19 protein-coding genes are annotated in these 21,654 nt (G+C 48.3%); 16 read left to right on the top strand and 3 right to left on the bottom strand.

The window, feature by feature from the left end:
* Positions 1–99: 99 nt before the first annotated feature.
* The 3 genes from Q7C19_RS02340 to Q7C19_RS02350 are packed head-to-tail and all read left to right on the top strand — an operon-like array spanning position 100 to position 2,769.
* Positions 100–921, top strand: coding sequence for a LysR family transcriptional regulator (locus tag Q7C19_RS02340; RefSeq protein ID WP_035408665.1), 822 nt, complete (start codon positions 100–102; stop codon positions 919–921).
* 27 nt (positions 922–948) lie between these two features.
* Positions 949–2,133: an RtcB family protein gene (locus Q7C19_RS02345; protein ID WP_375091500.1), complete on the top strand. Its 1,185-nt coding sequence runs from the start codon at positions 949–951 to the stop codon at positions 2,131–2,133.
* A 51-nt stretch (positions 2,134–2,184) separates the two neighbouring features.
* Positions 2,185–2,769 carry a hypothetical protein gene (locus tag Q7C19_RS02350; RefSeq protein ID WP_375091501.1) on the top strand — a complete coding sequence of 195 codons (585 nt, stop codon included), beginning with the start codon at positions 2,185–2,187 and terminating at the stop codon, positions 2,767–2,769.
* 33 nt (positions 2,770–2,802) lie between these two features.
* Here Q7C19_RS02350 and Q7C19_RS02355 read toward each other — a convergent pair whose 3' ends face one another.
* The gene (locus Q7C19_RS02355; protein ID WP_290787624.1) at positions 2,803–3,297 is read right to left on the bottom strand and encodes a hypothetical protein; all 495 of its coding nucleotides are present in this window, start codon (positions 3,295–3,297) and stop codon (positions 2,803–2,805) included.
* A 257-nt stretch (positions 3,298–3,554) separates the two neighbouring features.
* On the opposite strand from Q7C19_RS02355, the gene acnA reads away from it, so the two are divergent.
* From acnA to Q7C19_RS02405, 10 genes are all read left to right on the top strand, one after another.
* The gene (gene acnA / locus Q7C19_RS02360; protein WP_375091502.1) at positions 3,555–6,281 is read left to right on the top strand and encodes an aconitate hydratase AcnA; all 2,727 of its coding nucleotides are present in this window, start codon (positions 3,555–3,557) and stop codon (positions 6,279–6,281) included.
* A gap of 57 nt (positions 6,282–6,338) precedes the next feature.
* Positions 6,339–6,803 carry a DUF3939 domain-containing protein gene (locus Q7C19_RS02365; protein ID WP_035408653.1) on the top strand — a complete coding sequence of 155 codons (465 nt, stop codon included), beginning with the start codon at positions 6,339–6,341 and terminating at the stop codon, positions 6,801–6,803.
* Positions 6,804–6,993: 190 nt separating this feature from the next.
* Positions 6,994–7,701 carry a hypothetical protein gene (locus tag Q7C19_RS02370; protein WP_035408650.1) on the top strand — a complete coding sequence of 236 codons (708 nt, stop codon included), beginning with the start codon at positions 6,994–6,996 and terminating at the stop codon, positions 7,699–7,701.
* 76 nt (positions 7,702–7,777) lie between these two features.
* Positions 7,778–10,021 carry an AAA family ATPase gene (locus Q7C19_RS02375; RefSeq protein ID WP_035408647.1) on the top strand — a complete coding sequence of 748 codons (2,244 nt, stop codon included), beginning with the start codon at positions 7,778–7,780 and terminating at the stop codon, positions 10,019–10,021.
* A gap of 12 nt (positions 10,022–10,033) precedes the next feature.
* Positions 10,034–10,471: an acyl-CoA thioesterase gene (locus Q7C19_RS02380; RefSeq protein WP_035408645.1), complete on the top strand. Its 438-nt coding sequence runs from the start codon at positions 10,034–10,036 to the stop codon at positions 10,469–10,471.
* A 238-nt stretch (positions 10,472–10,709) separates the two neighbouring features.
* The gene (locus Q7C19_RS02385; RefSeq protein ID WP_375091503.1) at positions 10,710–11,768 is read left to right on the top strand and encodes a M15 family metallopeptidase; all 1,059 of its coding nucleotides are present in this window, start codon (positions 10,710–10,712) and stop codon (positions 11,766–11,768) included.
* A gap of 17 nt (positions 11,769–11,785) precedes the next feature.
* Entirely contained in the window at positions 11,786–12,400 is a 615-nt protein-coding gene (plsY, locus tag Q7C19_RS02390; RefSeq protein WP_035408639.1) for a glycerol-3-phosphate 1-O-acyltransferase PlsY, read from the top strand.
* Positions 12,401–12,592: 192 nt separating this feature from the next.
* Complete coding sequence (locus Q7C19_RS02395; protein WP_056060593.1) at positions 12,593–13,357, top strand: DeoR/GlpR family DNA-binding transcription regulator; 765 nt, start codon at positions 12,593–12,595, stop codon at positions 13,355–13,357.
* A gap of 25 nt (positions 13,358–13,382) precedes the next feature.
* The gene (locus Q7C19_RS02400) at positions 13,383–14,045 is read left to right on the top strand and encodes a copper homeostasis protein CutC (protein WP_375091504.1); all 663 of its coding nucleotides are present in this window, start codon (positions 13,383–13,385) and stop codon (positions 14,043–14,045) included.
* A gap of 185 nt (positions 14,046–14,230) precedes the next feature.
* Positions 14,231–14,860, top strand: coding sequence for a DUF975 family protein (locus Q7C19_RS02405; RefSeq protein ID WP_035408632.1), 630 nt, complete (start codon positions 14,231–14,233; stop codon positions 14,858–14,860).
* Positions 14,861–14,912: 52 nt separating this feature from the next.
* Here the strand turns inward: Q7C19_RS02405 and Q7C19_RS02410 are convergent, their stop codons facing one another.
* Positions 14,913–15,794: an NAD(P)-dependent oxidoreductase gene (locus Q7C19_RS02410; protein WP_214857215.1), complete on the bottom strand. Its 882-nt coding sequence runs from the start codon at positions 15,792–15,794 to the stop codon at positions 14,913–14,915.
* Complete coding sequence (locus tag Q7C19_RS02415; protein WP_056060602.1) at positions 15,791–17,536, bottom strand: ABC transporter ATP-binding protein; 1,746 nt, start codon at positions 17,534–17,536, stop codon at positions 15,791–15,793. Before Q7C19_RS02415 ends, Q7C19_RS02410 begins: the two co-directional genes overlap by 4 nt.
* A 124-nt stretch (positions 17,537–17,660) precedes the next feature.
* Between Q7C19_RS02415 and Q7C19_RS02420 the strand changes: the two genes are divergently transcribed.
* The 3 genes from Q7C19_RS02420 (at position 17,661) to Q7C19_RS02430 (ending at position 21,597) form a co-directional block, all read left to right on the top strand.
* Positions 17,661–18,092: a YaiI/YqxD family protein gene (locus Q7C19_RS02420; protein ID WP_375091505.1), complete on the top strand. Its 432-nt coding sequence runs from the start codon at positions 17,661–17,663 to the stop codon at positions 18,090–18,092.
* 83 nt (positions 18,093–18,175) lie between these two features.
* On the top strand, positions 18,176–19,810 hold the full coding sequence (locus Q7C19_RS02425; RefSeq protein WP_231496873.1) for a sensor histidine kinase: 1,635 nt from the start codon (positions 18,176–18,178) through the stop codon (positions 19,808–19,810).
* Positions 19,811–19,842: 32 nt separating this feature from the next.
* Entirely contained in the window at positions 19,843–21,597 is a 1,755-nt protein-coding gene (locus Q7C19_RS02430) for an EAL domain-containing protein (protein ID WP_290749385.1), read from the top strand.
* Positions 21,598–21,654: the final 57 nt, after the last annotated feature.

The raw sequence follows: 21,654 nt of genomic DNA on the forward strand, positions 1-21,654 counted from the left end.
TCCTTTCTTAAACTGAAGATATTCCTGCATCATAGCATATGATTGATGTTATGATTCATATATCTTTATACATGAAAACATATGAAAGAGATGATGAGTATGGATTTACGTCAGTACCGCTATTTTTGTGCGGTCGTCGAGGAACAATCTGTCACACGAGCAGCGGAGCGCTTAAGAATGGCACAACCTGCCTTGACGCAACAAATCCGACGAATGGAAGAAGAGTTAAGCGTTCGTCTGATCGAGCGGGCAGGGCGCGGAATCCGGATCACACCAAGCGGCAACCGCTTATATGAAAGGGCGGTTTCATTGCTACAGTTTGAGCAGGAGACACGAATGGAATTAAGCGACATCGAAGCCGGACGAACAGGAATTTTGCGGATTGGTGTCAACACGTTATCAGCCAGTCGGCTTGTTGACTGGATCGAACAGATGAAACGACGGCATCCTGGTATTATCTTACAAGTCCACCAAGGAGAATCGAGTGCGCTCATCGAACGGTTAAAAGAGCGGTCGCTTGATGCAGCGTTGGTCCGTTTGCCGATTGATGCGCAAGGCGTCTCGATTGAATGGATGGAGGAAGAACCGTTTCATCAAGTCTGGCACCCTGATCATCCGACAGCGGATCTCATCATTCCAAGTCAGGAAGGACTTGGTGTCTTTCAGACATTAAGTCAACGGCTCGGTGTCGTATCGCAAGAGACATGTTCTGACGTCTTGACGCTGATCGGACTCGTCCGAAAGGGGAAGGCGGTGACCGTATTGCCGGAGAGTACGTTGCGGGAACTGGACACGGCAGGACTGCATCAGACATACCTGTCAGGTGCCGCGAGTACGACAGCCTTTGTCTGGTTGACGGAGACGGGACCGACGACACTGACGAAACAATTCATTGAAATCATGCAAGAAACAGCAAAATAATTAAATGGATAAGAAAGGAATAATCGAATGAAAACGATTCAAGGCACATATGGGGAAGCAAAGATTTTCACGGACAACGTCGACGAACTGACGATTAAGCAAGTAACAGCCATGTTGGAGGAACAATTTGCGACAGATAGTCGCGTTCGGATCATGCCGGATTGTCACGCTGGAAAAGGGTCCGTCATCGGAACGACGATGCATGTGACGGACGAGGTCGTACCGAATCTCGTCGGTGTCGATATCGGTTGCGGCATGTTATGTACACGACTTGCTGGACAGGGACCAATCGACTTTGCAGAGCTTGACGCAACGATCCAGCATCTCATTCCAAGTGGCATGTCGGTGCGTCAGCAAGCCCATCCATTGTCAGAACAGGTACCGTTTGATCAAGTACTTGCACCGTTCAACGAGACACGGGCACGGTTGTCGATCGGGACGCTCGGTGGAGGGAATCATTTCATCGAACTGAACCAGGATGCAGCAGGACAGCGCTATCTCGTGATTCATTCCGGCAGTCGCAACCTTGGGAAGACGATCGCTGAACATTATCAGGCAGAAGCCGAGACGGCACGCTTTCAATTTGATGCGGGTCAAATCATTGAGGAATTAAAGCAGCAGGGGCGCGAATCGGATATTCAGGCGACCTTGCAGCAATTGAAGGAAAAACGATCTACGTTTAACAAAGATTTAGCATCTGTTTCCGGAGAAACGATGGAGCGTTACCTCCATGATCTTAAGATCGCCCAACGATATGCAGCATTAAACCGTCAAGCGATGACCGAAGTCATTTTCGAGGTGATGGGATGGACGGTAGAGGATCAGTTCGATACGATCCACAACTACATTGATCTTGATGCGATGATTTTAAGAAAAGGTGCCATCTCTGCGAAAGCCGGCGAGCGGGCAATCATTCCGATGAACATGCGCGATGGCTCCTTGATCGTCGTCGGAAAAGGAAACCCTGATTGGAATTATTCCGCGCCACACGGAGCAGGACGCATCATGTCACGATCTAAAGCGTTCAAAACAGTTGAACTCGATGCATTCGAAAAGACGATGACCGATGTCTGGTCAAGTTCTGTCGTCGCGTCGACGCGTGACGAGTCGCCTTTCGTCTATAAACCGATGGACGAAATCATTCGCAATACGAAAGAAACGGTCGATGTCGTCGAGATCATTAAACCGCTATACAACTTTAAGGCAAAGTGATATCAGGGTGTTTTCAAAAGGGGAGGATAGTGTATGCTCTATAAGAGAAACATGGCGATCCTATTTTCGAGTGTATTTTTAAGTGTAGGATGTATGGATGAGGCGGTCACGACGGAACAGAAAAAAGTAGAAGTCAAAACTACTACTCATACGAATCAGAAGACAAAACATCATATCTTACATCCTGTTCAGTATGAAAAGCTGTTCAAGTACATGGATGAACACCTGAAGATGGATCAATTTCAGTTGCAGGCAAGTACGATAGGTTCAGATTTCACGGCTGTAGATCGATCATTGAGTTTTGGGAAGAGACGTTGGTTAACCGTTGACGGAACGATAGACACACCGTCGACACAAGAGACACTTTATTTTGAAAATCAAAAACAAGATACGCGATTAGCGATCCATTTTACTTATACAGATCGATACATAGGCAATGACGTGATGCAGTATCAATCAAGTGATGGCTACAAAGGGCTTAATCAAAAGCTATCGAATCAGTCTGATCTTATCATCATCAGCTACAAAAACATCCTCATATCCGTGCAACAAAATGCTTTATATAAAGTCGATCCTGACACGACGCAGGAGGCAGCAAAACAGGTGATTCACGAATTAAAAAACGCTCCCGTTTAAAACGAGAACGTAAAGATGACAACTTTGATTTGATTAGACGGCACCATCCGGCAATGTCTCACCTGTCCGGCGAATCGTCGCTCCGAGTTCAGCGGCAATCGCATTGACGGCTTCTGAATCTTCGTTGACTTCACTGATCAAGATGACACCGTAATGATTGGGATTGATCTGATTCAGTGTCCGGTTAAACAAATCAAACGAATCTCGTTCGTTTTTCTCATCCCGATTCGCACCAATCAAGTAGCCAGCGACGGAACCGACGAGCATCCCGAACGGACCACCGATGACACCAATTGCCATGCCGATCAATGAACCCTTGAACGATTGATCCTGTTGCGTGAAGTCGATCGCATCGATGAAAGAGAACCCCTCTGCTTCGTCGCGTTTTGCGAGAACCATCTGCTCCATGTCGATTTCCTTGATCGCTTCGAGGTCTTTGATCATCGCGAAGCCTGTTTGCGCTTTTTCTAAATCATTGAAAATAATCGTCGTAATGACGTGCGTTGCATCGCTTTTATATTTCGCCATAATAAACGCCTCCACAAGAATCGGATATCATACTACACTTTTTAAGTACCCTGAACATTCTAAATGGAAACGCATGACTGGAAATATGGCAAGAACAGGACAACAGAATAATTTTCTAATATCGGCAATAAGTAAAACTTATCGAAAGTCTTTTGTTCTTTCAAATTGTAACGGAATCCATATTATACTATGATAGAACTGTACAAGTAAGCGGTATCAGGGGCTTGATGTCGTGAACACTTAAAGGGGGAATCACCATGAAGCAAACAGATGTGTCGCAAGATGTCTTTGGCGCACGCCGTTCGTTTGAAGCAAACGGTAAGAATTATCAGTACTACAGTCTTGAAAAATTGGAAGAACTCGGATTGACGGAAGTCAAACGCCTTCCATATTCGATTCGTGTCCTACTCGAGTCAGTACTTCGTCAACAAGATGGTCGTTCGATCACACGTGAACACGTCGAGAACTTGGCGAAATGGGGAACAGCTCAAGTTTCGAATGATGTCGACGTTCCGTTCAAACCGTCACGCGTCATCCTTCAAGACTTCACAGGTGTTCCAACGGTCGTTGACCTCGCATCACTTCGTAAAGCGATGCAAGATCTCGGTGGAGACCCATCGGTCATCAACCCAGAAGTACCAGTAGACCTCGTCGTTGACCACTCAGTTCAAGTCGATGCCTACGGTTTTGCTGGTGCACTTGCAGAAAACATGGATCTCGAATTCGAGCGTAACGAAGAGCGTTACAAATTGCTTCGCTGGGCAACGTCAGCATTTGACAACTACCGTGCCGTACCACCAGCAACAGGAATCGTTCACCAAGTCAACCTCGAGTACTTGGCATCTGTCGTCCTTGAAAAGGAAACAGCAGACGGTACAGTTGATGTCTATCCGGACACACTCGTCGGAACAGACTCACACACGACGATGATCAACGGTCTCGGCGTCCTCGGTTGGGGAGTCGGTGGGATTGAAGCGGAAGCGGGCATGCTCGGACAGCCGTCATTCTTCCCAGTACCTGAAGTCATCGGTGTTCGTATTACAGGTGAGATGCACCCAGGAACGACAGCAACAGACGTTGCTCTTCGTGTAACGGAAATGCTCCGTCAAGAGAACGTCGTTGGTAAATTCGTCGAGTTCTTCGGTCCATCACTCCACTTAATGTCACTTTCTGACCGGGCAACAATCGCAAACATGGCGCCAGAATACGGTGCAACATGTGGATTCTTCCCAGTTGATACAGAGACATTGACGTACCTTCGTTTGACAGGTCGCGATGAAGCATTGATCGAAAAAGTCGAGAACTATTCGAAAGCAAACGGTTTGTTCTACACGCCACAAAACGAAGATCCAACGTTCACGAAAACGGTCGAACTCGATCTTTCAACGATTGTTCCTGCGCTTGCTGGACCAAAACGTCCACAAGACCGGATTGATTTGACGGATGTCCATACATCATTCAAAAAAGCGTTGACGGCTCCACAAGGAAACGCTGGATTTGGTCTTGCAGAAGAAGAAGCAAACAAAGTCGCTGTCGTTCAGTTCGAAGACGAAGCGGTTGAGATGCGTACTGGTGATGTGGCGATTGCTGCAATCACAAGCTGTACGAACACATCAAACCCATACGTCATGATTGGTGCGGGACTCGTCGCGAAAAAAGCGATCGAACTCGGTCTTTCAGTTCCGAAATACGTCAAAACATCGCTTGCGCCAGGATCGAAGGTCGTTACGGATTACCTCGAGAAATCAGGACTCCAAACGTATCTCGACGAACTCGGCTTCAACACAGTCGGTTACGGCTGTACGACATGTATCGGTAACTCGGGTCCACTTGACCGCGCTGTTGAAGATGCGATCCTCGGTTCAGACTTGCTCGTTTCGTCTGTCCTCTCAGGAAACCGTAACTTCGAAGGTCGTGTCCACCCGCTCGTCAAAGCGAACTACTTGGCTTCACCGCCACTAGTCGTCGCATATGCACTTGCAGGAACAGTCGACGTCGATATCATGAACGCGTCACTCGGGACAGGCAAAGACGGACAAGAAGTCTTCTTCGCTGACATCTGGCCTTCACGTGATGAGATCCAAACGATCATCAACACGGTCGTCACACCAGAAAGCTTCCGTGCAGAATACGATTCAGTCTTCACAGGAAACGAACGCTGGAACAACCTTGACGTGCCAACAGGCGATCAGTATGACTTCGACGGTGAGTCGACATATATTCAAAACCCACCATTCTTCGAGAACTTGGCGAAGGAAGCGGGTCAAGTCGAAGCACTCAACGGACTCCGTGTCTTCGGTAAGTTCGCTGATTCAGTCACGACGGACCACATCTCACCAGCTGGTTCATTCTCGAAAACGACACCAGCCGGTCAATACCTCGTCAACAAAGGGGTTGCACCAAAAGACTTCAACTCGTACGGTTCACGTCGTGGTAACCACGAAATCATGATGCGCGGAACGTTCGCGAACATCCGCATCCGTAACCAAGTAGCACCAGGTACAGAAGGTGGCTTCACGACGTACTGGCCAACAGGCGAAACGATGGCGATGTACGATGCTGCGATGAAGTACAAAGAAGATGGTACAGGTCTCGTCATCCTCGCTGGTAAAGACTACGGTATGGGTTCTTCACGTGACTGGGCAGCAAAAGGAACGAACTTACTCGGCGTCAAAGCCGTCATCGCGGAGAGCTTCGAGCGGATTCACCGTTCAAACCTCGTCATGATGGGTGTTCTTCCACTTCAATACGTGGCAGGCACAACAGCTGAAACACTTGGTCTAACAGGTGAAGAAGCGATCAGTATCGCAATCGATGAGTCTGTTCGTCCACGTGACATCGTTAAAGTCACGGCAACAGCGGTAGATGGAAAAGTCACTGAATTCGAAGCGATTGCTCGTTTCGACTCAGAAGTCGACATCGATTACTATCGTCACGGCGGGATCTTACCAATGGTCCTTCGTGAGCGTCTCCAACAAGCATAAGTTGTCTAATCAAAGGTGGGGGAAACCCCACCTTTTTTTGACGAGAGGAGGAATTCGATGAATCGATTCAAGAAGTGGTTTCAACCGAAGGAAGACCGACCGTTGCCGATGCGTGACGTGACGCTTGATGAAGTCAAACAAGCGACGCATGCGTTTGAATCTGAACTACCGAAAGGGACGAATCGGACAGTGCTTCTGGATAATGAGCAGCGGATCGACCTGAAACAGCTGGAGCCGTATTTGAAAGCACGCTCGACACAAGTGTTTTACATGTCGCGTGAGACATTCACCATCATGGAAGCAAAAGACCGGGAACTCGTCTATGAGATGGATCATGTCCAGGTTGCTGTCGATCGCTATTTTGACCGGGTGAAAAAACTTCCTTTAAAACCGTATAGCAAAACGTTTCAAGTCGACTGTGCGATGTTGTTTCAGGATGGTTATTTACGTGAAATGCCACATCATAGTTATTACTTGGTCGATGAGTCGATGATCGTCTCGCTGACGCCGAAGGAAGCGTAAACGTAATTAAGGGTGGACCGAATTCATTCGGTTCGCCTTTTTCTGTCGTCCTGAACGTTTTCTGATTTGTTCAAAAGTCTGACGAATTTACTCAGAAATCGTGAAATCTTGGACAAACCCTTTGTATTTCCCCTTTAAAACCGATACGATGATAGGGAATAGAGACTTGAGCTAGGAAGGTGTACATGGCATGACGAAACGAACGAGCACGTGGATTGCAGTAGCAATCGTGGCAATGGCGATCCTCCTTGCCTACAATTTTTATCTCTTGAACAAGACGCAGACCGCAAGCGATGAAAAAGCCGCAACGGTCAAACCGTTTTATACGATGACACGCATTCAATATGTCGAGAAGAAACTCGCAACGAAAAAAGATGAGCTCGAAGCCCGGACATATGAAGTCGTGTTTGACGACAAAGGGCATTTTCGGACAGAAGTCGTAGACGGACCGTCAAAAGGATCGCTTGCGATCTGGAACGGCACAATGTTCCGTGAGTATGATGCGACAGGGAAGTTAGTCAATGAGACGAAAGCAGGCAAAAGCGTCAGTGCGCCGCGTCCATTCCTCTCTCGTGGATTCAATGAACAGATTCTCGCCTTCATTAAAAAAGGGGACTTTGGACAAGTCGAGGGAGAAGCAGACATTGCAGGGATGGCTGCGGACGTTTACGTGAAAAAAGAACCATCGAGCACGGTTCCTGAAGAATGGATCAAACAGTATCCATCGATCTTCGATAAAGAAAACAACCAGGAACAAGCGACGTATTATATCGCATCTGACCGTTCGAAAGTCCTCGGTGCCGAATCACGCAATAATGGTAAATTGTTCTACTCTGTCAAGATGAAGAGTTTTGAGACAATTGATACGTTCGATAAGGAATGGCTAAAAGCAAAATAAACAAGAAACGACCGGCGATGACGCTACGAAACGGTAGCGGACAAAGTCGGTTTTTTCGAGACGCAGGAGGTTCAACATGGAAGCATTCTCGAAAGAGGAGATGTTCAATCAAATCAAGGCGTGGGAAGAGGGCGCAAAAGTTGAGGAGGTGCTTGCGCTACGTTATGCCCAAAGTAGTCGGCTACTTGGAGAAACGGAAGCACTCGTCCGTATCTTAGCGTTACTTGTCGAGCATCGCTATATCATGACAGGACGACTGGACGCCTTAGCTGAGAGCTGGATGCAAGAAATCCGTCAGCATGGTCGCTTGCCAGCACGTCTTGAGCAGTTATTAACGGAGCAACAACTACAAAGTACGTATCAGCGTCTCGTCGCGCATACGTTCCCGACGATTCGTGAGACGGACAATGCAAACGCGAAACGATCTGCGACAAAGGAACTGATTCTCCAAGCGAGCCAAATCGTCGAGGAGACGGATCAAATCGTCGAACTGACAGAACGACTTCGTCGGCTAGATGCCGAACGCTGGACGGAACTGTTCGATGCTGGAACGGCATTGCTACGTTCGAGTGCAACGCTCGAGCAGACGGCGCAGACATTCGTCGATAGCTTACAAGAACGCTTCTATTCCCGAGAAGCGTTCCGTGAGATGACGGAATTGAAGGCGACGACGATTCAGGATCTTAAGCGTGTCGTTGCCTTACTTCCCGTCGAAAGCAAACAAGTTGAACGATCAGCACTCGAGGAACTCGACGCGATGATTGGTCTCGAAGACATTAAACAACGGGTCCACCACATGTATCGTTTTTTGAAGTACCAACAAAAACGGTCGGAAGACGGCTATCGTTCAAGTGATCAACCATCGCTACACATGATCTTCATGGGGAACCCGGGGACCGGGAAAACGACGCTTGCCCGTTTGATGGCGAAGATCTACCATGAACTCGGACTACTCGAACGACCAGAAGTCGTCGAGACGGATCGTTCGTCGCTCGTCGGTGCCTTCGTCGGACAAACGGAAGAACAAGTCATGAGCAAAGTCCGGGAAGCTGTCGGAGGTGTACTCTTCATCGATGAAGCCTACGCCTTAAAGCGTGCCGGACAAAGTGGGAACGACTATGGGCAGGCAGCGATCGATACGCTCGTCGCTGCGATGACGAGTGGGGAATATGCGGGACGGTTTGCAGTCGTCCTCGCTGGTTATCCGGAAGAGATGCGTGATTTCCTGAAGGCGAACCCCGGACTACGAAGCCGTTTCCCGGAATCGAATCATTATCTGCTTGCAGACTATACGGATCAAGAGCTGCTCGCGATCGGACGCTCGATTGCGACGGCAAATGATTACGTCTTGACGGAACAAGCAGAGCGGGCGTTGCTCGGTCGGCTCGAGCGGGAGCGCGTCGACGCGAGTTTCGGAAACGGACGGGCGGTTCGCAATATCGTGCTTGATGCGATCTTCAAGAAGGGAGCAAGCCTTGGAGAGAGTGCCAGTCACGAAGACTTTGCCTTACTCGAACAAGAAGATTTCGAGATGGTGCAAGAACCGGACGCGACGGTGGAAGAACGGATCGCTTCGCTCGTCGGATTGTCTGATCTAAAGGATGAATTGAAACAGATCGAAGCCTTATTATCAATGCAAAAACGCCGTCGTGAAGCCGGTTATAAGGTATTACCGGTCGAACTGCATGCGGTCTTTAGCGGCAATAGTGGAACCGGTAAGACGACTGTCGCTCAGCTTTATGCCGATGTGTTACGACAATGCGGCTATTTAAAACGCGGACACTTGAAAGTCGTCAGCCGAGCTGACCTCGTCTCCGGATATGTCGGACAGACGGCGCAAAAGACACGCGACGCGATTCGAGACGCGCTGGGTGGTGTCTTATTCATTGATGAAGCCTATGCGTTAAACGGTGGAGCAAATGACTTTGGGAAGGAAGCCATCGATACGCTTGTGGATGAGATGACGAAACATCAAGACAATCTCGTTGTTGTTCTTGCTGGTTACGAGCAACAAATGAACGCCTTGCTCGCGAGTAATCCGGGATTGAAGTCGCGCTTCAAGCGGTCGTTCCACTTCCCCAATTATTCGCCAGACGAGTTGATTCAAATCATTGAAGGATATGCGGCACGATTCGGATATGAGCTGACGGAGGACGCGCGACAGACGCTTACCGAGAAAATCGATGTCGTTCCGAACGGAAACGCACGGGCGGCGATCACGATTGTCGAACAGGCGATCGCGAAACAATCGATGCGATTAATTGACAAAGTTAGCTTATCCGGTTCAGAATGGTCCTATCTTGAAAAAGAGGATTTTTAAGGGGGAAGCTACATGCATACGATTGAAATACCTGTTCGGTACGCCGAGACGGACATGATGGGCATCGTCTATCATTCGAACTATCTCGTCTATCTGGAACTGGCACGGACAGAATTAATCCAGTCCTTGGGTCTTAATTACAAGGAGATGGAAGATGCGGGTTATGTCTCCCCGGTTACGAATGTCAATCTCGATTATAAGCGCTCGTTGACGTACGGTGATACGGCGGTCGTCACGGTCTGGATTGATCATTACGATGGCTTACGGACGATTTATGGTTATACCGTCAAGCATCCAGACGGAAAACTTGCGGTATCGGCAAAGACGACACATGTCGTCGTCAAGAAGGAAAACTTCCGACCGATTCGTTTGCCGAAGGTGTTCCCAAACTGGCACGACATCTACGAGAAGATGAGTGAGACAGACGCAGCACTCTTAACGGAAGCGTGAAGATGTACAACAATAGCGGGATCGATTTTATTGAATCGGTTCCGCTTTTTTTTAATTGCACCCTGAACAGTAAAATTTAGCACTTGGTACTAACGACCGATGACAAAGTCAGAATCATTTGCGAAAATAAAGAAGCTGAAGTAAGGTAGGGTCTTAGTCCATCTGTTGGAAGTAGGCTCGACGGATGGAACAATTAGCGGTAACATAGAGAAGCATAAAAAGAAGAGGGGTCTTACTCATGAAAAAAATCGTAACCGTTAGTACGTTAGCGCTTCTCCTTGCAGGATGTAATCCTGGAGATCAACAAGCGGACGATACGACGAAAACTGAACAGAAATCAGATGAGACAACACAATCAAAAGACGAAACGAAAAAAGAAGACACAGCAAAAGACACGAACAAAGAAGAAACAAACAAAACAGACAAAACAGATGAAACAACGAAAGACGATACGTCAGAAGATGCAAAACAAGAAGACAAGTCATCTGAAGACAAATCATCCGATGAGACGACACAAGAGGACCAAGGATCTTCAGATGAGGCAACGAAGGATGAAACAGAAAAGAAAGAGGATACACCTGCAGCAGAGAACAAAACAGAAAACAAAAAGGACGAATCGACGGATAAACCGGATAGTTCGTCTCAGGATCCAGAGCAGGAAAAACCATCGAAACCAGAAGATGAGACGCCAGACGTCGATAAATCAGCAGATGCCAAAGCCGATCTTTCGCTTGGAATGCTCGTCGTTGTCAACAAGAAGTATAGCTTGCCAATCGACTACAAGCCGTCGGATCTCGTCGTTCCAAACGTCAGCTTCTCCTATTCGGGTGTACTTGAACAAAGCTACATGCGAGCACCAGCTGCGAAACAGATGGAAAAGATGTTCGCTGCTGCTAAAAAAGAAGGCGTGACATTGAACGCTGTCAGCGGATTCCGTTCCGGCGCACGTCAAAAAGTATTGTATAATAATTATGTCGCACGTGACGGCAAGGCAGCTGCTGATCAATATTCAGCACGCCCTGGTCACAGTGAACACCAGACAGGTCTCACTTTTGATATTTCGTCACCGAGCGTAGGTAATGGATTAACTGCCGCTCTTGGTGATACGAAAGAAGGAAAATGGATCGCGAATAACGCAGCGAAGTTCGGCTTCATCGTTCGTTACGACCGTGGTTTCCAGTCGCGGACGGGTTATACGTATGAGCCATGGCACATTCGTTATGTCGGAGTCGATGTCGCGACACAAATTAAAAATAACGGACAGACTCTTGAGGAATATATGAAAGTCGGTCACTAAGAGGTTGGAGGTTGACTATGATTGAAATCATAGGGATTTTGGTTCTTGGCTATCTGCTTGGTTCGATTCCGTTCGCATTACTTGTCGGGAAATGGGGACACGGAATCGATATTCGTCAACAAGGTAGCGGGAATCTCGGAACGACGAATACGTTCCGTGTCTTGGGGAAAAAGGCAGGAATCATCGTCTTGATCGGTGATCTTGGAAAAGGAGCCGTCGCGAGCCTTGTTCCGATCTTGATGGGCGCGGATGTGCATCCGCTGTTTGCTGGATTAGCGGCTGTCGTCGGTCATATCTATCCGATTTTCGCAAAGTTCAAGGGCGGAAAGGCAGTCGCGACGTCTGGTGGGATGTTGCTCGTGACGAGTCCGATTCTCTTCATCTTTCTGCTCGTATCCTTTTTGACGACACTTCGCCTGAGCCGGATGGTCTCGCTCAGTTCGATCGTCGCAGCAAGTGTCGGGATTGTCGTGTCGATCACGATCGGCGTCTTGACAAACGATTGGATCGTTCCGACCTTCTTTACGGTTCTTGCGTTGTTCGTCATCTTCAAGCACCGTGATAACATCCAACGGATTCGCCAAGGAACAGAGTCTAAGATTCCACTCTTTGCAAAGAAATCATCTGAATGAACGACTAATGACGCGTCTGCATCTCACTCATTGAGAGGCAGGCGCGTCTTTCGTTTGATGAAAGAGTCGGATAACGGACGAATTCAACGACATTTCATAGGAACTACACGTTTATTTACATCGGATTTACAAGACCTTTACAGACGTTCGCTACACTAGAACTAGAACTGGTCTGTAAAGGGGGAAGCGCACGTGTCGTTGTTAGGAGAAGAGCGGAAATCACGCATCATGGAATGGCTGGAAGAGGAAGGGAAAGTCATGACGAAGGATTTGATCGAACGTCTCGATGTCTCGGGAGAAACGGTACGACGCTACTTAGAGGAGTTGGAACGCGAACGTCAATTGAAGCGTGTCTATGGCGGTGCTATCTATCAAGGAGGAAAACGGGAGACGCCGATCTCACGGCGAACGGATCAGCTATCCCGCCGTTTAGCGCGCTATGCGAAAGGGTGGCTCAGTGACTATTCCTGTATCTTTCTCGGACGGGGAGAACCGGTCGAGCATTTGTTACCTTATTTAACGGGAAACGCGACGATTGTCACGAATTCACTGATCGTCGCCAGTCACTTGGAGCAGTGCCGTAAGACGGGACCGTTCACTGGGGAAATTCGATTGTTAGGCGGAACAGTCGATGCATACGGACAGACGGTCGGGGTCGAGGTATTGCAAGCGCTGGATGCCTATGCTTTTGATGCCTGTTTCCTATCGTTTGATGGTGCTGAGATTGAGCGAGGCTTCGTCAGTGATGATATCGAATCGTCACTTATTCAAAAAGCGGTCATTAGTTGCACAAAAGATGTCTACGCCTTCTTAGCCAATGACGAGTTCCAAGGAAATCGAAAATATAAAGTGGCAGAGTTCCGGCGCGCGAAAATCGTCCTCAGCCCAGCTTCCTATCCGCCATCATGGGAGATGAAACTGTTCAACGAACGCGTGAACTGGATGGTCGTCTCATGATACACTGATGCGGGAGGGATGTATCATGTTAGAAATCATTGCATCGACCGTAGAAGAAGCGGTCGCAGCAGAACAAGCCGGAGCGGACCGGATCGAGCTCGTTTCCGCATTATCCGAAGGGGGATTGACGCCGAGCTACGGACTGATCCGTCAAGTCGTCTCGACGGTCGAGATTCCGGTTCACGTCCTCGTGCGACCACATAGCAAATCGTTCGTCTATTCGAAAGCGGATGAAGAGACGATTATTACCGATATCGATTTGATTCGAGAACTCGGTGCAGCCGGGATCGTCGTCGGCTCATTGACAGCAGATGGTCGTGTCGACGAAGGTTTCCTCGGTCGCATCATCAAACATAAAGGGGAACTGTCATTGACGTTCCACCGAGCAATCGACAGTAGTCGTGATATTCTTGAAGCGGCAGAAGTACTCGCTGATTTTCCGGAAGTCGACCGGATCTTGACGTCAGGTGGTCAAGCGACGGCACTAGAAGGTAAAGAGACGATCGCACGCTTGATTGCAGACTATCCGGACTTGATCATCTTACCAGGATCCGGCATCACACTTGAAAATGCAGAGGCACTTCTTGAAGCAACGAAGGCGTCCGAACTGCATGTAGGATCGGCGGTCTTACAAGACGGTGCCATTCAAAAGGAACGCGTTGAGGCGTTGACACGACTCCTAGGATGATCATCGAGTGAATCAATCCATTTTTCTGATCTGTTGAGATGAGGGAAATGGATTTTTTCATGCGCTCGTGACGACTTTTCGACGATTCGCTTCAAGCAGATGAAAAGCAGAGTGGGAGAACTAGGTTTTTCAAAGGAACTGGGCTAAAATCAAAAGTGGAAATAGTGGATATAAAGGAGTACGACATGAACCCTAAACAATTGAAACAAGCTGCTCTTGGTACGTTAAAAGGACAATGGTTGGTCGGATTAAGCATCTCGATCATCTACTTCCTTATTTTTGCGCTCGCTGCAAGCCGGATGTCATTTGACCAAGATGACATTGATAGTATGGTTCGATTCATCGCACTGAACATGGTCGTCACGATCGTCCTGGCTCCGGTGACGGTGGGACGAACAATTGCGTACTTACGTTTCACGCGCGGAGAGTCTGCCGGAATCGGAACGTTATTCGAAGGGTTCTCTTCGTTTCGACGTGCTTTCCGGACGATTGCCGCATATGCGATCGTAACGGTATTGGTCTATGTTGGATCATTTTTGATCTTACCGGCACTATACTTTTACCTAGCATATCGTCTCGTTCCGTATATTTTAGTCGATCGACCGGAATTATCGTTTTGGCAAGTACTTGGTGAAAGCCGCCGGATGATGAAAGGGCATAAGCGTGAACTGATCATGCTTTACTTGAGTTTCATCGGCTGGGGGATCCTCGCACTACTTAGTACAGTGGGTGTCATCTTCTTGACGCCATACTTCGATACGACGATGGCACACTTCTATGAACGCTTGAAACCAACACGTTCCGTTAAGGGATGAACGTAAAAAAGCCTGTACATTACGTCAGTAGACGTAGCGTACAGGCTTTTGCTTATTCTACGGAAGCGCGTGAACGCTCAGCGAGCAATAGATAAAGCGCTTGTGTACCGGAATCGGCGTGACCCAGCTCAGCAAGTTGTTCGTATAAGTCTTTCGTGAGTGCGAGACCAGGTGTCGCGATACCCATCTCAGCGCCGCGTTCGAGGGCAAGGCGCATATCCTTGATGAAGTGTTTGACGAAGAAACCAGGTGAGTAGTTTTCGGCGATGACGCGCGGAATCAAGTTCTCAAGACTCCAGCTACCGGCAGAACCAGATTTGATCGTCTCGATGAACTGTGTCGGATCGATTCCGGATCGTGTGACGAACAACAACATCTCCGCTGTTCCAATCATCGATCCGGCGATTGCGATTTGGTTCGCGAGCTTCGCCGATTGTCCTTTACCAGGACCACCGAAGAGTGAAATCGATTTCCCCATCGCCTCGAATAATGGCTTCGCTTGTGCGAAAGCCGCTTCTTCACCACCGACGAGAATCGCGAGTGTTCCGTTCTTCGCACCGAGATCACCGCCCGTGACAGGTGCGTCAAGTGCCTGAAGACCGCGTGCTGTCGCTTCCTGCGCGATTCGTTCAGCAAGAGCCGGACTAGACGTCGTCATATCAATCAGAATCGTTCCTGGTGTCGCATGATCGAGTATGCCGTCTTCGAAGTAGATCTGCTCGACGTCTTGCGGATAACCGACGATCGAGATGACGACGTCGACATCCGTGACGACATCTTGAATCGTATCGACGATTTCGACACCATCTGCTTCAAGGACGAGTCCTTTCTCTTTCGTGCGATTGTATCCTTTGACTGTAAAACCTGCCTTACGCAGATTGCGGACCATGCCTTGTCCCATGACACCTAATCCGATGAAACCGACTGTCTTCATACGTGATTCCCCCTTGCACGTTCCGTGCCGATGAATTGTTGCGTTACGAGCTTATTATACAATGGATTGTCGACGACAAGTCGATCATGTGTCCCGATACCTGAAATCTGACCATCTTCAAGAACGATGATTTGATCGGCATGACGGACCGTCGCGAGACGATGGGCGATGACAAACGTTGTCCGTCCGACCATTAATCGCTCGAGTGCTTCTTGAACGACACGTTCCGACTCGGAGTCGAGACTGGATGTCGCTTCGTCAAGCAACAGAATTTCCGGATCACGGAGGAGTGCACGTGCAATCGCAATTCGTTGGCGTTGACCACCAGACAGTTTGACACCCCGTTCTCCAATCTCAGTCGCATAACCTTCCGGGAATCGTTCGATAAACGTATCGGCATTCGCCATCCGTGCAGCCGCACGGATTTTGTCTTCACTGATGTCATCTGTCAGACCGTAGACGAGATTGTCACGAATCGTTCCTGATAAGACGGGGGAATCCTGCGCGACATATCCGATTGCCTGTCGCCAAGACGATAACGTCAAATCAGAAATGGGTTGATCTCCGAGACGGATTTGTCCTGACGTCGGTTGATAAAATCGCTCAAGTAACGCAAATAATGTCGTTTTACCGGAGCCACTCGGACCGACGATTGCTGTCGTCTTGCCGCGTGGTAACGTAAAGCTGACATTCTGTAAGATCGACGTCTCATTGTATCCAAATGACAAGTGTTCGACCGTCACGTCCGTAAATGGACGAGATGCTACAAGCGTTCCAGGTGCTTCCGGTGATTCATCGAGAAGCTCGATGATTCGCTCTGTCGCACCGCGTGCTTTCTGTAACTTCGTGATGAATTCAGTCATCGTCACGAGCGGTGTCATGATTTGGAACAAATAGAGCGAAAAGGCGACGAGTTCACCCGCCGTGATCTGGTTCGTCGCAACGCGGTAGGCACCAAAACCGATGATCAAGATCAGCATCGTCGTTAGAGTGACGTTAAAGATCGGCAACAAGAGGGCTTGAATTCGTCCTTCCTTCACACCATATCCGTATAAGTTCTCAATCCGCGTTTTTCCTCGTCCCAGCTCATAGTCTTCTGTTGCTTGTGATTTGACGAGTCGGACCTCACCGAGCATCTCGGCAAAAAAACCGGATAGTCCTGCAAGTTCCTTCTGAGTCTCACGAGAAATCTTGTGTAATTTGCGGACGAGCGGAATGATGATCAACAAGGTCACGGGGACAGCGATGACCATGACGAGCGTCATTTGCCAATCGAGGAAGAATAGGATCGTGATTGCTCCGATGATTGAGACGAGTGACGTCAGCAAACGGACGAGTTGTTCCGATAGCAATTGCTGAAGTGTCGTTGCGTCACTATTGAGTCGTGAGACGAGCTCACCGGATTTTGTCTCATCATAGAACGGAATCGATAGCGTCAATAGATGCTTCCATAGAAGCGTTCGTAAATTGGCGACGATCCGTTGACCGACGATCTGTAACCAATAGATCGATAAAGCGTTCGCGACGACTTGGACGAGGAAAACAATCACAAATAGACTGATCAATTGTGGTGTCAGTCGATCGACAGTAAAACCATCAATCAACGTCTTTAAGAACCAAGGAATGGCGAGCGCAGCCAGCGCTTGGATGACGGAGACGGAAACGGCGGCAGATAATAAACCGACCGGTGGTTTCGTTTTTTTTAATAACAGGTAAAAAGATTGGAACGTCGCAGCGTTCATTTCAACACATCCTCTCTTTTCTATTGTCCGGAAGAACGAAGAGACGGTCAAATGGGAAGCGCGACTTGACAAAAAATCTTTCGATTTGTGACACTGATAGTGGAAACAATAAGGGAGGATTCAAATGTCTATTTTCGTAGATGCGGACGGATGTCCCGTTGTCGATCTTGTCATTCGACACCGACAGGGACGTGACGTCTTTTTAGTTTGTGATACGGCACACCAGATGATCCGAGAAGGAGCGACGACGATTACCGTCGGACAAGGACCAGATGCCGTCGACTATGCGATCGTCAATCGGATGAAACATGGCGATCTCGTTGTGACCCAGGATTTTGGTCTGGCAGCACTCGTCTTAGCGCGAGGGGGACTCGCAATTGATCAAAATGGTCGCCAGTTCACGAATGATAATATCGATTTATTGCTCCACACTCGCCATGTCGGACAACAAATCCGACGAGCAGGCGGGCGTACGAAGGGACCGAAAAAACGGACGCGTGATGCGGACCGTTCCTTTGAAGAATCATTTCGTACATTAGTGCAAACCAGCATGTAAGGAAGACAGTGCTGGAACTGTTGATACGGTACGGACCGTGATATAATTTGAAGCATGAATGAAATCAGAAAGGAGGATACACGTTGAAACGAATTTTACGCGACCACTCGAAGGATCGCCCTTACCGATTGCGCCAAGGAACGGTTCCGGCATCAACTGAGGCACGATTCACATCACTCGATCAACGTGAAATCAATCGATTACAACAGAATTTACGAAACGTCGAAGTGAAATTGAAGCAACGCAATGAAATCATGGAAGCGTTGGCGACACAAAATGTTGAAGCAGCCTGTGAGACTGTCTTGATGATCTTGTTGCAACTGCTTGAGGTAGAAGAAGGAGCTATCCTCTTGTACCGGCGGGAGCAGTTAAATCATTTCGTCGCACAAGGGATCGACGATATGGAGCTGATCGAAAAAGATCTCGATCAATATTCGGTCTTGCGTCGCGCATTCGTCATGCGTAAATCGGTCCAATTGCCACTCGGCGACCAATTCGAGTCAGCAATTCCCGTGCAGTCTCCAAGCAACGGACAAGTCGTCGGACTGCTATACATCCGCCATGCCTTCGCCCAGTTCAATTTAGAACAAGTCGGGGATTTACTTGATCTATCACGAAAACTTGGGATGACGCTTGAACGCCATCTCCTGTTCCATCAAATGGAGCATGAAAAAATCAAGACGTATCAGCTACTCGATTCGATTCGGGAAGCTGTCCTATATATCGAGAGTAGCGGGGAGCAGATTTATGCGAACCAGGCCTTATTGAATATGTTTCCACCAAAGCTCGTCAATCAGGCGCAAGGGTTCCGTCACGCGTATGAACGGGCGACGTCGCTGTTTGAACATGTCGATCAGCCGGAAGCACTTCATGATTACATCGGTCAACTGATGAACGGGGATATTCCGGGAGAAACGATCGAGTTATCGGCATTCAGGGGGAACTTGTTGCTCAGTGCCTACGCTGAACGGATTGCGATTGCGAACGTTGAATGGGGGATGATGCTTGTCTTACGTGACGTGACGAAAGACAAGGAGCTCGACCTTAAGCAGGCAGAGTTCGTCTCGATCGTTTCGCACGAGTTGCGGACACCGCTTTCTTCGATCATGGGCTTCACGGAGTTATTGATGAAACGAGAAGTCGATCCGAAGCGGCAGAAACGCTATTTGCAGACGATTCATTCGGAAACCGTTCGATTGGCGGAATTGATCAATGACATCTTGGAAATTCAAAAAGGGGAAGACTCGACACACGGAACACAAAAAGAATTACTTGATTTAAAACAATTGATGTTCGAGATGAAGCCGATGTTCGATCTTGCGAGTCGCGCACATCGCATCAGTGTCCAATTTAGTCCGGGATCCTATACGATTTCAGCCAGCAGTGAGAAGATGAAACAACTGTTTACGAACTTGATCATGAACGCGATTAAATATTCGCCCGAAGGCGGCGCGATTCGGATCAAAGGATCAAATCAGTCAGATCAATTACGAATTGAGATTTCAGATGAAGGGCTTGGTATTCCAGAAAAAGCGCTCCCTTACATCTTTGATAAGTTTTACCGAGCAGATAACTCGGATACGCGTAAAATTGGCGGAACGGGCTTAGGACTCGCGATTTGTCGGATGATCGTCCTCGATCATGGCGGAGCAATCTCCGTCCAATCGACGGAAGGGGAAGGCAGTACCTTCATCATTCAACTTCCGATCGGCGTATGACCGACGACAGACTCAGAAAGGAGGAAGACACGGTGAATAACTCACATATTCGTTATGAAGCATTACATCCACTCGTTGAGGAAATTCTTGAAAAGCTGAGTGAACGAATTGGCGTCAATACGTTATTTTTTGCATTGAACGACTCATACAGCAACTTTGTCGTCAAGGCAATCAATCAAGAACGTCAGTTGATCGAAGAAGGCTCGACCCATGTCTTCCAACATGTCCTCTGTAAGCTGGTCGTCGATGAGACGGACGGGAAGGTCTCGATCAATGAATTGCTCAACGATCCATTGACCGTCAATCATCCGGTTACGAAAGCTCTTGGTAACGGTAGCTTTTTAGGAGTAGCGATCAAAAATGCGGAAAATGAAAAAATCGGGACATTATGTGCCTTTGATGATCAACCATTCGACTTCAAGGAGCAGGATATCGCACTCGTCGAGCGGTATGCGGATATCATTAGTAAATCGATCAACGTCGAAACGTATGTCATCAAGGATGCGCTAACCGATGTCTATAACGAACGATACATGAATCGACTGATCTCGAGTGTGACGATTCATCCTGCTTTCTTAATGGTGTTGAACCTCGACCGTTTCCATGCGATTAATGCGACGCATGGGTACCGGGCAGGGAACGAAGTGCTACGCGAAATCGCGAATCGGCTGAAATATGTTCCTTTACCGAATCATGTCGTCGGTCGAATGGATGGGAATGAATTCGTCGTCTTAGCAGCACTCGAACAGGAACAGGAATTCGAACAATATGCGGAAGATTACGCTCGCATCGTCACGGAAGCGATTGAGCAACCGATCGTTGGTGTTGCAGCCGAACCGATTCAGGTGACGGCATCATCTGGCGTCAGTCTTCTGACCGGTGATATGGCAAGTCGCCAGACACAAATCTACGCAGCAGAAGCCTTGATGCAACAAGTCAAACACGAGGGGAAACAGCGAACCTCATTTGTCAATCCAAATCGGAATGCGGAACAGCATCCATTTGCATCAGTTCTTGAATCAGAGCTTTCGCATGCACTAGAACGGGGACAATTCGAGCTCTACTATCAATGGATCGTTGATGCGAAACAAGAACGCTACGTCGCGGTCGAAGCGCTTCTACGCTGGAATCATCCTGTGCTTGGGTTCGTCAGTCCGACGGATTTTATTCCGATTGCCGAGAAGATGGAGATTTTCCCAGACATCGGTCGATTTACGATCTGTCAGGCGATCCTGGATCAACGGCGCTTGGAGGAGACATTTGGACGTAAGATTTCCGTCGCCGTCAATCTATCGGCAAGTCAGTTCGAGTCGGATCAACTCTTTTCAGAATTACTGAGACTGACAGAAGAATCGTATTTCCCGGGCGAACGACTCATTCTTGAAATCCGGGAGGAAGTATTGCAGACGCGTCGTCGTTTTGCAATCAAACGTTTGGAGCAGCTGCGCCAAGCAGGCTACCGTCTGACGGTCGATCATTTCGGTAGTCACTACGCGTCACTTAATTCGTTATTGCGTTTACCAGTCCAAGCAGTCAAGCTCGATCCAATCTTTACACGTCGACTCGTGCAAAATCAGTTAGAGCGTTCGATGATTCGCTCTGTTCATTCCTTGACTTCGACGTTAAACATCGCGCTCGTGATTCAGGAAGTCGAGACCGCGTCGCAATTGCAACAGATTCAAGTGTTGGATGAGCAACTTTATATGCAAGGCTACGAGGTCCATCACCCTCAGCCGATTGAACAATTACTCATCGAGGACATCGTTCGAGGGCGTGCTGAGGTTTAACCGTTCTTCAGTCGGGAATACATTAAAATGTGGAACAAGTACATTTTAAGGGGGATG

Source organism: Exiguobacterium sp. PHA03, from assembly GCF_041945985.1.
Lineage (GTDB): Bacteria > Bacillota > Bacilli > Exiguobacteriales > Exiguobacteriaceae > Exiguobacterium_A.